Annotated in this window: 9 protein-coding genes and 1 pseudogene; 1 reads left to right on the top strand and 9 read right to left on the bottom strand. The window is 41.9% G+C overall.

All coding sequences use genetic code 11. From position 1 onward, the window contains the following. Window positions 1-298: 298 nt before the first annotated feature. The 8 genes and pseudogenes from aroC to ACTQ45_RS07880 all read right to left on the bottom strand — a co-directional run. Window positions 299-1,468: pseudogene (gene aroC, locus ACTQ45_RS07915) on the bottom strand (chorismate synthase); the annotation flags it as partial. Window positions 1,469-1,478: 10 nt separating this feature from the next. Continuing rightward, window positions 1,479-2,348 (bottom strand): shikimate dehydrogenase, encoded by an 870-nt coding sequence (aroE, locus tag ACTQ45_RS07910; RefSeq protein ID WP_441763431.1) that lies wholly within the window; start codon window positions 2,346-2,348, stop codon window positions 1,479-1,481. Continuing rightward, window positions 2,329-3,426 (bottom strand): 3-dehydroquinate synthase, encoded by a 1,098-nt coding sequence (aroB, locus tag ACTQ45_RS07905; RefSeq protein WP_441763430.1) that lies wholly within the window; start codon window positions 3,424-3,426, stop codon window positions 2,329-2,331. Before aroB ends, aroE begins: the two co-directional genes overlap by 20 nt. Window positions 3,427-3,477: 51 nt before the next feature. Beyond that, on the bottom strand, window positions 3,478-4,485 hold the full coding sequence (aroF, locus tag ACTQ45_RS07900) for a 3-deoxy-7-phosphoheptulonate synthase (RefSeq protein ID WP_441763429.1): 1,008 nt from the start codon (window positions 4,483-4,485) through the stop codon (window positions 3,478-3,480). A 430-nt stretch (window positions 4,486-4,915) separates the two neighbouring features. Continuing rightward, window positions 4,916-6,127 (bottom strand): bifunctional phosphopantothenoylcysteine decarboxylase/phosphopantothenate--cysteine ligase CoaBC, encoded by a 1,212-nt coding sequence (coaBC, locus tag ACTQ45_RS07895; RefSeq protein WP_441763428.1) that lies wholly within the window; start codon window positions 6,125-6,127, stop codon window positions 4,916-4,918. 316 nt (window positions 6,128-6,443) lie between these two features. Then, window positions 6,444-6,806, bottom strand: coding sequence for a hypothetical protein (locus ACTQ45_RS07890; protein WP_441763427.1), 363 nt, complete (start codon window positions 6,804-6,806; stop codon window positions 6,444-6,446). A gap of 624 nt (window positions 6,807-7,430) precedes the next feature. After that, window positions 7,431-7,979: a QueT transporter family protein gene (locus ACTQ45_RS07885; RefSeq protein ID WP_441752240.1), complete on the bottom strand. Its 549-nt coding sequence runs from the start codon at window positions 7,977-7,979 to the stop codon at window positions 7,431-7,433. 670 nt (window positions 7,980-8,649) lie between these two features. After that, a complete protein-coding gene (locus tag ACTQ45_RS07880) occupies window positions 8,650-9,258 on the bottom strand; it encodes a PepSY domain-containing protein (protein WP_441763426.1) in 609 nt (202 codons plus the stop codon). 443 nt (window positions 9,259-9,701) lie between these two features. On the opposite strand from ACTQ45_RS07880, the gene ACTQ45_RS07875 reads away from it, so the two are divergent. Continuing rightward, window positions 9,702-10,889 carry an ROK family transcriptional regulator gene (locus ACTQ45_RS07875; RefSeq protein ID WP_441763425.1) on the top strand — a complete coding sequence of 396 codons (1,188 nt, stop codon included), beginning with the start codon at window positions 9,702-9,704 and terminating at the stop codon, window positions 10,887-10,889. Between the two features lie 64 nt (window positions 10,890-10,953). Here ACTQ45_RS07875 and ACTQ45_RS07870 read toward each other — a convergent pair whose 3' ends face one another. Beyond that, window positions 10,954-11,967 (bottom strand): hypothetical protein, encoded by a 1,014-nt coding sequence (locus ACTQ45_RS07870; protein WP_441763424.1) that lies wholly within the window; start codon window positions 11,965-11,967, stop codon window positions 10,954-10,956. Window positions 11,968-12,200 lie beyond the last annotated feature (233 nt).

The raw sequence follows: 12,200 nt of genomic DNA, 5'->3' as shown, positions 1-12,200 counted from the left end.
TTCCAGAAGCGCCACTACTTGCTTGATTAGTTTCCTGCCTGGTAGTCGATCCATTCCCCATATTTTCTAGTTTTCTTGTCATCGCTCAAGACTCCTTGTCTTCAGTGTTTTCCTCTAATACCATTTGACTAGTTTCAGCTTTGTTTGCTGGCTTCGCTTGGCTTTGCGCCTGGGTTTTATTGTGAACCTTGGCACTTCTTGTGGCACGCTGAGTTTCTTTATCAGCCTTGGCATCTGCGTGAGCGGCCCAATCCGTATTTACTACATCCCCTTCACCAATTTGTTGCCACATATCCGGATTCTTGCTGTATGCTCGGTGAGCTGCCACCGCGCGTTTCAACTCCCCATAGCTATCATGTGGAAATTTCTCCAGTACTGCTTGGGCGAGCTCTAGCGCCACCACTGCTTCAGCCACCACACTGGCTGCAGGAACCGCCGTCGTATCACTACGCTCAATACTCGCGTCATAAGTTTCTTTCGTATAAATATCCACACTTTGCAGCGGACGATATAAAGTCGGAATCGGCTTCTTGACACCACGCACAATCACCGGCATGCCATTCGTCATTCCGCCCTCAATCCCACCTAAGTGGTTACTCAAACGATAAAAACCTCGCTCTGGACTATAAGCAATCTCATCCATCACTTCACTACCAAAACGACGGGCTAACTCAAAACCATCGCCAATCTCAGCCCCCTTAAAGGCATTAATACTGACCATCGCTTGGACTAAACGACCGTCCAACTTCTTATCCCATTGTGTATAGCTTCCTAACCCAACCGGAAGTCCCGTCGCAATCACTTCCACAACACCGCCCAGTGTATTACCCGCTTTCTTGGTCTCATCAATCTTCGCCATCACTGCCGCTTCTTGAGCCGAATCCACCATCATCACAGGTGATTTCGATACACGTTCACGCAAGTCAATCAAACTCAACTCAGCCACATCCGCCTCGCAGACGATGCCACCAAGCTCACGTACATAAGCTGCCACTTCAACGCCCAAGCCTTCCAACAATTGACTTGCTACCGAGCCTAATGCCACCCGCATCGCCGTCTCGCGTGCAGACGAACGTTCCAAGACATTCCGTAAATCCGCATGGTGGTACTTTATCCCACCCACTAAATCCGCATGTCCCGGACGCGGACGATGAACCGCTCGACGTAACTTCGCACGTGGATCCTCTAAAGGTTCAATCCCCATCACACTCTGCCAATTCTTAAAATCTTTATTGGGTAAACTCATCGTCACCGGAGAGCCTAAAGTCAAACCATGACGCACACCAGACGTAATCTGAATTCGATCTGTCTCAATCTTCATACGATTGCCACGCCCATAACCACCCTGGCGACGCGCCATTGCCACATTAATCTTCTCCACACTGATTGGTAACCCCGCAGGTAAACCCTCGATAATCGTTGTCAACACAGGGCCATGAGACTCACCCGCTGTAATAAAACGTAACATACTACTCCCCCTAATCTAAAAGTTCACCCAGCACCCACTCAACATCCAACTCTCCAGACGTGAATAAAGCATAATTCACCGCCGCCTGTCCCACCAACATATGTAAACCATGCAAAGTCACACAGCCTTGCTCTTGGGCCACACGCAAAAACTCCGTCTGCAAAGGATTATAAACAATGTCACACACCAAAGCCCCTTTTTTAAACAACAGACCTTTAGGTAGAATAGTCTGCTGGCAATTTGGCGCCATACCAACACTCGTAGCCTGTACCACAATATCACTAGCTAAAAGCACCCTCTCAAGAAAGTGCCGGTTCGATAAATCAACCAGCTTTATTTGCACACCGTAATCTTTCACCAATCTATTTATCAGCTCTTTAATTACCAATGGCCGTTCCAGATCACGGCCAACAATTACCAATTCTTGAACCCCTTCTAGAACTGCCTGCACCATCAGAACGCCTGCCGTATTACCTGAACCAAAAATCAACACCTTTTCTTTAACTAACTGATAACCTTTCGCTTTGACTGCCGACCAAAAGCCAATCCCATCCGTGTTATAACCTTTCCAACGCCCATTTTCTAAAACCAGCGTATTGACCGCTTGAACATAATTGGCCGCTTCATCCAATTCATCCGCACAGGCTAAGGCTTCATTTTTACAGGGCATTGTGATATTCAAGCCCTTAACGCCTAACTGTTTAAGCGAAGCTATACTGGCTTGTGTGTCTTCTTTAGTCACTTCAAAAGCGAGATAGACACTATTGATTTTAAAGCGACTAAAGGCCTGATTGTATATCGAAGGGGACTGAGAATGCTTAATCGGTGAGCCGATTACCGCATAGAGGCTCGTTTCACCATTAATTCTTTGTTGACACATCCGCATTCCACTCCTTTTCAAACCACTGACTAAATTCCACAACTGGCAACTCGATCAATTCACAGCGCCCAAATTCGCTTGGTAAGACTATTGTCATTGTATGCCTGCGCCTTTTTTTATCATTCAACATGGCTTGATTTAAGTCTTTTGCCGAATAAACATACGGCCCTTCCAATAAATGATAATCATCTAGTAACTGTGTGAAGTTAGTCAAGTAATCCGGTGGCAATTCTCTTCTTTGCATCGCCATTTGCAAAAACAGCTGCATGCCCGTCGCAATTGCTCGCCCATGACTAATTTCATACTGGCTAACTTGTTCCAATGCATGACCTAGAGTATGACCGTAATTTAATAATTGCCTTAAGCCTTGATCAAATTCATCTTCTACAACGACAGAGCTTTTCATTTCAACACAAGTTTTTACTAAGCGCACTAGTTCTGGATCTTGTGCTGTCAGTGGTTGCTCTCTAGACATCAGCTCTTGTAATAAACTTGGCTTCATAATCATTCCATATTTAATCAGTTCGCTACAACCCTCTTCAAAAATTGCTGCAGGCAAGGTTTCAAACGTAGCAACATCACATAAAACAACACTTGGGTGATGAAAGGCCCCTACCAAGTTTTTACCTTGCGGTAAATCGACGGCCGTTTTACCGCCAACAGACGAATCAATCGCCGCTAATAAAGTCGTAGGTATTTGTATAAAATCAATGCCACGCAAATAGATACTTGCGACAAACCCAACTAAATCTCCAATCACACCACCGCCTAAGGCTATCAGACAATCTTGCCTTGAAAAGTTTAAGCTAGCCAACATCTCCACTAATTCTTCTACATTCGACAGCGACTTTTGCTTTTCTCCAGGAGGGATGACTTTAACGTGAATAACCTCAGCCACACTTTTGATAGCATGAGTGACTCTGGATGCATAGCCTTGTTCAGCTACATGCTCATCTGTCACGAGCAATACTTTTCGATCTTGCACTTGGTTTTTAATTAAGTCCCCCGCTCTATCTAGTAAGCCGTGACCAATTAAGACGTCATAACCTTGTTCAATCGGGATACGAATTTTCTCCACGGTGTGACCCTCCTTCATTTTTGGGCCAATCATCGATTGGCTATCCTCGTCTTATAAAGTCTTCATGAATTGATGTAACTTCCAAACCTTTTCAGTCAAGGCGGTAAATTGGTCTGGGTACAATGACTGTTCCCCATCCGACACAGCCTCTTCGGGATGTGGATGAGTTTCAATAATTAAACCATCTGCACCTGCTGCTACCGCTGCTAAGGCAAGTGACTCAATCATATCGCGTTTACCAGCCGCATGACTTGGGTCAATCACAATTGGTAGATGACTTAACTTCTTAATCGCTGCAATGGCTGATATATCTTGAGTGTTACGAGTCATCGTTTCAAACGTTCGAATCCCCCGCTCACATAAAATCACATGTTCATTTCCTTCGGACATGATGTATTCGGCACTCATTAACCACTCTTGAATGGTTGCTGACAAACCACGTTTCAGCAGTATAGGCTTACTTGTTTTTCCTAACTCTTTTAATAAGTCGAAGTTTTGCATATTACGTGCCCCTACTTGAAACATATCGACATTGTCGAACAGATCAATTTGATCAATCGACATCACTTCCGATACCACTGGCATTCCTAAATCCTCGCCAACTTCACTCAATAACTCTAAACCAGATTGACCCATTCCTTGAAAAGAGTAGGGCGATGTTCTCGGTTTGAAGGCTCCGCCTCGAATCATGTTGGCTCCGGCTGCATGTACATAATTAGCCGTTTCTTGTAACTGCATTGGACTCTCGATTGAACAAGGCCCACCAATCATGGCGAAATGTCCACCCCCAACTTTCACATTCCCAACTTGGATAATGCTCGCTTCAGGATGCAACTGTTTACTCGCACGATGGTAAGGCATTTGAATGTTTTCTGTGCGAACCACTCTTGGCAAGCGTCGAATAATTTCTAACTTGTCTTCCGTAATCACACCATACAACAATAAAGAAATATCCGGACGGTGCGGTAATTCATTGACCTCGATTTCTAAATGCTTCAATTGGCTACAGATCTGTTCAACTTCGATTTTTTTAGTTAATGGGTTTAATGTAATAATCATTATTTTTTCCTCCTCAAATTTAGAACATCGTCAGCGACCGATTGATTAATGGATACAAAAAAACCTAGCCCCACTAATCACGGTGTGTGACTAGCGTTGCTAGGCTTTTAAAGTAACATTCGATAAGTGCCTCTTATACTGCAGGGGCTAGTTAGTCAGAAATGTTTAGTTAAAAGGTCCTATTTGAGTGCAACACAAATCACTTTTACTGTTATAAAAATAAAAGTAAAAGTAGTTAAAATATGTAAAGAAAGCTGCACTCGTCATAGACTTCATAATCATTTCCTCCTAACTTCTTTTGACAAGTAGAATTTATCATTAAATTCTAATGTTGTCAACCGTTTATACTCATTAACTTTTAATTCAAAACAAAAAGCGCTTCGCAGCGCCTTTTACTTTGTCATTTTTTATATTTTCTATCTGTTAGAAATTAAGCTTTGGTTAGACCCGTAATTGTTTTCCAGACTTCAAGGGCTGTTTCTAGTTTCGATAATTGTTCCAAAGCTCGCTTTTCATTGTGCTTGCCAAGGATTGTCACGCGATTCGTGTCGACATTGAAGCCAGCGCCTGCTTGCGACACGTCATTGGCAATAATCCAATCAGCGTTTTTCTTTTCCAGTTTGGCACTCGCATATTCCAACAAATTCTGAGTTTCAGCCGCAAAGCCGATCAAAGTTTGATGTGTTTTTCTCGCACCCAAGCCAGCCAGTATGTCCGGATTCTCAACCAATTCGAGGGTCCTTTCGTCACCGGTGTCCGATTTTTTCATCTTTTCCTGATGGGAATTCGCGACGCGGTAATCACTGACAGCCGCCGCCTTGACCACAAAATCTAGTCCCTCGAAAGCCGCCTCAACCGCCGTTTGCATATCCTTGGCACTTTCAACATAAGTCACACCGATCCCTAAAGGTAGTGTTAAATTTTTATTGGTCGACACCAACTGGACCTGAGCACCGAGCCAAGTCGCCGCACGCGCCATCGCATATCCCATCTTGCCAGAGGAGTCATTCGAAATATAGCGAACCGGATCGATGCGCTCAATCGTGCCGCCAGCCGTAACGAGTACTTTTTTTCCTGCTAAAACTTGTGGCAATTCTGTTTGCGCCAAGACCATCTCGGCTTTCTCAAGGATTCTTTCCAGTTCTGGCAGACGCCCTTTACCGACATAGCCTTCCGCTAAAAAGCCCGTATCAGGTTCCATCACCGTGTAACCGTCCGCAGCCAACTGAGTAAGATTACGCTGTGTTGCTGGATTATGGTACATATTCGTATTCATCGCCGGAACAATTAAACGTGGACAATGCACTGCTAAGAGCACACTGCTGACAATGTCATCCGCCAAACCATTGGCCATTTTCGCAAGAACATTTGCTGTCGCCGGTGCTACAATCGCTAAATCACACCAATCGGCCAGCTCGATATGTTGCACACTCGTTGGATCGTGCTCATCAAATATATCTACAAGCACATGATGCTTCGTCAAGATTTGCAAAGTCAGGGGCGTAATAAATTCTTGTGCGCTCTGGCTCATCACCACACGCACTTGTGCACCTTTTCTTATCAGTTGTCTCGTAAACTCGGCCATCTTGTAACTCGCAATGCCACCAGTAATAAACAAACCAATTTTCTTATTTTCTAACATCTTTTACACCTACTTATGTATTGTTCCCTCCATTGTACCCCACTTAAGAAGTCCGACGCAATGCCAACCCCCTTGGACACAATAGGACGGATAATCCGCCAACAGATCAAGCATGAACCGCTTGGCTATTGTAGTGTGCCAGTAGGTTCATTTGGCACCCGATTTTGGATTGTCTAACTAAAAAAAAAGCGACTTGCTTACATTAAAGGGCGAGTCGCTTGAAAGCATGTATAATAAATTATTCTTCATCCGAAGAAGCTGATTCGGTCATATCGTTCATTGACCTTTCTTCTTTTTCGACCGTCTGATTGTGAAATTATTGGCTGAGATTAAACAAGTAAGAAGACGGTTGCTCACTGCAGCTTGAACTATTCACAATGAAATGATAAACGACTTCATGTTGTTGATTGAATAGCGAAAATTCATACATCATGTCATCAAATCCTGCAAAACTTCGGAAGGATAAACTCGTATAAGTTTCGCCTTTAAAGCGACTGTGACTGATGCCGGCGAAAACTGGTGCTAAAGACACTAGCTGCTCAAGGCGTTTGCCAGGTTCGCTATAGCTAATCGCATCTTCTTCTGATAAAACATTTTTCGCATTGAAATTCATTGTGACACTCGATAAGCCTACATATTCTAAATGGTCATCTCTAAAGTAGACAATAATTTCTGCCAAATGGTGTTGGCTCGTGTTGTCGCCGGCCGATCCATCAAAGACATAGAATAAATAACTGACCTGTTCGACTTAAGTAGATTATTCTAGCATAACTTCCGTTTCAATACTTTCTAAAACATCCTCCATCTAATTCAATTATACGGTTCTCAGACCTATGAAGACAATGTTATGAATAGTAATAAACTTGAAGAACTTGGCGGCTTGCTTATGTTTTCTGCTGGTTTAATTACATTAAACAGCAGATTATTGCCGGTCGTTTCGAATAAAAAAAGAACGTCGCAACGAAGAAAATAAAAAATAAGCTAGGAAAGAAAAAGGTGCCGGTCGTGGGAGCATCATAACAATTTATTTAGGGGCAATCTTGTGTTGAGTAGAGGATCGAGACCGTTATTGTTGAAGTTGAAGCTTGCTTTCTCAAAGAACGAGCCGCCTCTTCTCGCAAGGTTGGCACGATTGAACAACTTACAGGTCAGACGCTTAGAGTACCCCACCCCACTTTCTAACCAAGCCAGTAATTAAAAACACGAATAAGGATTCTAAAGTCTAGGTAAATCAACCTTTAGTTGCTCATTTGTTTTATTATAAAAAAAGCTCCTGAGCAAAGTCAGGAGTGAGTTTGTTTACTTAAGCTTCAAAATCAACGCGTTTACTTAGTGGATACATGACGAATGCTGTGACTAACATAGCAGCTGCTTCAGAAATTGCTAGGGAAAGATAAGCGGGCCAAAAGGCAGCTTCCGCGCCAACAAATAATAACATGGCAGCAATCGGTAGCATTTGAATAACAAAGGCAATTGCCATCACAATGTATTTAATAATCATAGGATCAGCTTTCAAGCGACCAGTTTTTTGCAGTAACTTAACGAGCCATTCGGCAGTCCAACGGCCTAGCCATAGGAAGACAAAGGTTGCGGCACTTCCGACAACCATATCAATTGGCCCAAATTGGAAATAATTCACGAGGAACACTCCGGCTGTGACCGCATAAATATAGCGACGATTGTAAAGGCCTAGGTAATTCAAACCTTCTGATATTCGAAATTGAACGGGACCAAATGCGACTGGGGCAACGAGCAGCGTCAAGACGATGTATAAAGCGGCCACTAAACCAGCTTTCACCAAACTTTGCGCATTAGAGCTCGCGTAACTACTCTTTTGATGATGACTTGTCATATTTATCATTCTCCTTTGTAGGTGTTTACACCTATTACTAACCACGACCAAAGGAAGAGAGTAAGTACTCTGCTGAAGTGTCGTGGTGCCGTTCGATCATCACTCGAACAACGCACTTTAGTTTACCACTCACACAGATTTTTGCAAGGTGCTTGTTACCCAGTGGTGGACTGCTTGTGCGAGGTTTATGGAATCAAGAGGTGGCATGTCTCGACAAGTGAGTTTCGAAACTCCATCAGCCAGACACTACATAAGCCACTCCTTCACGCCCCTTTTCCTCACAAGCTCGCAGCCCAATAATATTCTCCAGAAAAACAAAAAAAACGCCCAAATGGGCGGAACAATCATTGACCCGACTAAAAATAAAAGGTTGGTATTCGAAATTTTGTCGGGAGTTTAGTGATTGGGAAATTTTGGTCGAATACCAACCGAGTGCTGCTGTAAATCTTTAGAACCTACGAGAGAGATTTACAAATCAGTAGAATGACTTCTAACTGACTATAACCCTATTATAACTGTTTGTGAATTATTTGTCAAACTTATTCTGAATATATTCTGTTTTAATTATAATGTTCTAATCATCTTTACAATGACGATTACCGATTAGTTTTAACGTCATACACATATAAATAGCCTTACTAGCCAGACTGTAATAAGGCTATCTTGTGATTTAATCATCATGTTCAATGCTGAGAATATCTCCTGTCAACGCAGCAATTTCTAAAGCAACTTCGCGATTAGAATCTTTATCTTCTATTTTAATATCCCAACATACAAGGGCTTGGCCCTCATCATCGTCCTCATCATTATCCCAATCTAATGTCCATTCGGTTATTTCGCCAAAGCCTGCTTCAGTTAAGGCAATCTCGTTAATTTCATCGATACTTAATAAGTCATCTAATGGTAAGGCTCGTTCGTTGTCATTCTCTCGGTCCGTTTCACGTTCGATTACTTTTTCTTTTTCTGTGTCATAATCTAATTCATATTCATGTTGACTATCTTGACCAGTCAATTGAATGTCATAGTGACCCTCTTTTTCTAACTCGATGTCTATTTCAATTAATTCTGCGTCTGGAAATTCTTCAGTGAATAAATCCATGGCAGTGTTTAAGTATTCAGCTAAAGGGCTGAAATGTTCTTCATCCTTTATGACAGTTTCTGTTTCTGTACTCTCTTTTGATGAGTCAGTTTGTGCCATAACTACCGTGCCAAAGACACCGACAAATAAACTCGCAGATAAACTCAAGGACACCAATTGTTTGAAGTTACTTTTTTTCATACAAAATTCCTCCTATTTCGTTTCCATACACAGATTGAAAGCAAGCGCCTTGCTTTCATTACGTCTAATTAAAGTATAGAGAAGATATTTTTTGCTTGCAATTTCCTTGCTTGGTTAGACAACTGTTTTTCCTTCGTGCGGCGGGTCTGTAACCTGTTTCAATATTTCCTCCTTGAATGGCACCGTAGGATTAACAGCGCTTTTTTGGTAAAGAGATTATTATCGAAATTTGCATTTTTAATGCATTTTTCCTGCTTTTAATCTATAATAATAGGATAGTTACAATATTTAAGTAAACCTTAAGATGAGACGTATTATAAATTCTTATAGCTAGCTAAAGAAATCACTAGCAATCAGAACTTGCAACCATCTCGCGTCTTATTGTTTAATAGATGTAATATAAATATTAAATCATTCACTAATGGCACGAGGGGGACATTACAATGCTTACTAAGAAACAGAAACAACAAAGCGCTATGATTCTTGATCAGATCTATGCGAATGGCCCGATTGCTAGGGTTGAGTTATCACGCAAGCTTGGCATCACTCCCGCTACCATGACAGAAATCACTCATTATCTGCTTGATCGTAAAGTTATTTATGAAATTGGCGAAGATACAGATGACTATCATGTTGGACGAAAGAAAATTCTTTTGGATATCACACCTCAATACGCCTATTTTTTAGGTATCGAATTTTATCATAATTTTTTCAGCATGTGTATTACTGATAATAAAGGAACTGTCTTTGCACAGCAGGTGGTTGAATTTTCACCAGAGGAACTGAACGTGAATTTCACTTGGACGAGGATTTTAAATACCTTAGCAAGCTTCCGTGAACAACACGCTCAATTTACACTCACCTCTATTGGCTTTTCATTACCGGGTTTTCTGGACAGTGAAAATAAAGTGCTTGTTACAGACCACCCTTTCTGGAATTCACTTAATCTGACTGACTTTGAAAATGCGGTTGATTTGCCAGTCTACTTCGCACCCTTAACGAATTCACTGGCGATTGCACAGCGCATTTTTTCAACTGAGACTGCTTTAGATGATTTTATTTTCTTACATATCCGCAATAAAATTGTGACGGCTTATATGAAAGATGGCCAGTTAGTTGAAAACCAAACACCTTACGTCGCTGAATTAGGCCATACGACGTCCAATCCACAAGGTGAGGTCTGTTCGTGCGGCAAGAGGGGGTGCTTGCATACTTATTCGAGCGAGGAAGCAATTCTTCGCAAATCAAAAATGATTTATGAAGTGTCCGCCAATTCTTTCTTTCATAACATTGTAAAAGATCAATCGCAAATTGATATGAATGCCTTCATTAAAGCTTACCGTTTAGGTGATGATGCGACCATGACGATTATCAAGAATGCGATGAAATATCTGGCGATCACCTTGGAAAATTTGACCATGATGATTGATATTAATCATATTTATGTTCATGGCACACTCTTTAACACACCAGAATTTACTGATATTCTGAATAATAGTCTTGCAGAAAATTCTTCACCTTATCGCAAGCTTCACCGTTTGAATTATACACTCGTTCCCTACAAGCAAATTAACGGTGCCATCAGTGCTTGTGCTCACAGTGTGAGAGAAACAATTATTCACGGCTTTTAATTACAGCCATATAAATAACCGTTTCGAAAACATGATGTTTTCGAAACGGTTATTTTTTAGTTAATTATTTAGGATCACGAATCTCATCTAAGGTTTGTTGAACATCAGTTGGAGTGATATTCTCACGCGGATGACGTAAATTATTAAAATCTCGCGTATTACGCTCCACTTCTTCCTGATGAATCGTCGGATCGCCATAATGGTCTGTTGGTTCATCTACCACCCTATCTGTATCGATTGCTTCAGCTTCTAACGCCTCACGTTCGACACGTGTTTCGGTGAATGTTTCATTACCGGCTTCACTCAGACCAAGCTCTTCAGCCTCTGTTTCAATTGAATTTTCTGGCATTCTATCCAGTTGATCGACTTCTGCTTCCGTTAAGTTTTCGAACTCTTCAATATTAACACCAGGCTCATCTGCCATACTCGCTCCTGATAATGGATTATAAAGATTGTTTGGTAAATCTGTGTCGACTTCACCAGTTGTTTGTGTTTCATCAGACGTCACATCCGCTGGAGAATCTGGCAATGGTGTTTCTGGTGGTTGTGTGACCCAAGCCTCTGGCGAGTCCGTTAAAGGTTCATCTGATGTCACGATAAGCACATCATCGGTTGAGTCCTCCTCAATCGTAGTTTCGACAGATTCTTCAGAAAAATCGCGCGGCTGATGGTCCACGGTATCGCTTGTGACTGTGGTATCTGTCTTTGTAGGTGTTGCCCCTAAGTTGACATGATAAGCCGCATCTTCGAACGTACCATCAACAACCACTAGCACTTCGCCTGCCTCAATGTTGTCTTTGTAACCTGAAAAATCAATCTTGCGCTCTGCTTCACCTCTGTTGACATCTTGTGAATCAAAGCTAAAGAAATCCAATAAGCCTTCCCACCAATGACTTGTTTTTTCCACCAAATTATCAATCGACTCAATATGTGTCATCGTCTGTGCATGATTAACCACATCTTCGCTCGCCAATAATTTAATTCCGCTACGACTGACCCCTTTGCCAGTCAATTCATCCACTACCGCCTCCGCTTCATTCAACGAACGATAAACGCCATAAACAAATTCTTGAACCATTTTACTCCACTCCTTTTCTAATCGAATATTGTGTCTGTCTTTCTTATTTTAATCCTATAAGAAATCAAGAAGTGATACAAAAGTTACGACTCTACTTTGTAAAACTTAAGGGATTTTTAAGCGCTTTCTTTTAACAAAATAGGACCAGTATCAGACATACTTAACGCAGTGCTAGTAGACAGGTGACGTGCTTTTTAGTATTAGTGTAGTGGCCCGACCAGAAAGAAGCAGCC

Source organism: Fundicoccus sp. Sow4_D5 (assembly GCF_052116365.1).
Taxonomy (GTDB): domain Bacteria; phylum Bacillota; class Bacilli; order Lactobacillales; family Aerococcaceae; genus Fundicoccus.
The sequence above is the reverse complement of the archived record's forward strand: the minus strand, read 5'-3'. Positions and strand labels throughout refer to the sequence as shown.

Bases quoted from the DNA above. Each gene is read 5' to 3' on its own strand.
- aroE (WP_441763431.1), bottom strand. From the start codon at position 2,348: ATGTGTCAACAAAGAATTAATGGTGAAACGAGCCTCTATGCGGTAATC.
- aroF (WP_441763429.1), bottom strand. From the start codon at position 4,485: ATGATTATTACATTAAACCCATTAACTAAAAAAATCGAAGTTGAACAG.
- coaBC (WP_441763428.1), bottom strand. From the start codon at position 6,127: ATGTTAGAAAATAAGAAAATTGGTTTGTTTATTACTGGTGGCATTGCG.
- ACTQ45_RS07885 (WP_441752240.1), bottom strand. From the start codon at position 7,979: ATGACAAGTCATCATCAAAAGAGTAGTTACGCGAGCTCTAATGCGCAA.
- ACTQ45_RS07880 (WP_441763426.1), bottom strand. From the start codon at position 9,258: ATGAAAAAAAGTAACTTCAAACAATTGGTGTCCTTGAGTTTATCTGCG.
- ACTQ45_RS07875 (WP_441763425.1), top strand. From the start codon at position 9,702: ATGCTTACTAAGAAACAGAAACAACAAAGCGCTATGATTCTTGATCAG.
- ACTQ45_RS07870 (WP_441763424.1), bottom strand. From the start codon at position 11,967: ATGGTTCAAGAATTTGTTTATGGCGTTTATCGTTCGTTGAATGAAGCG.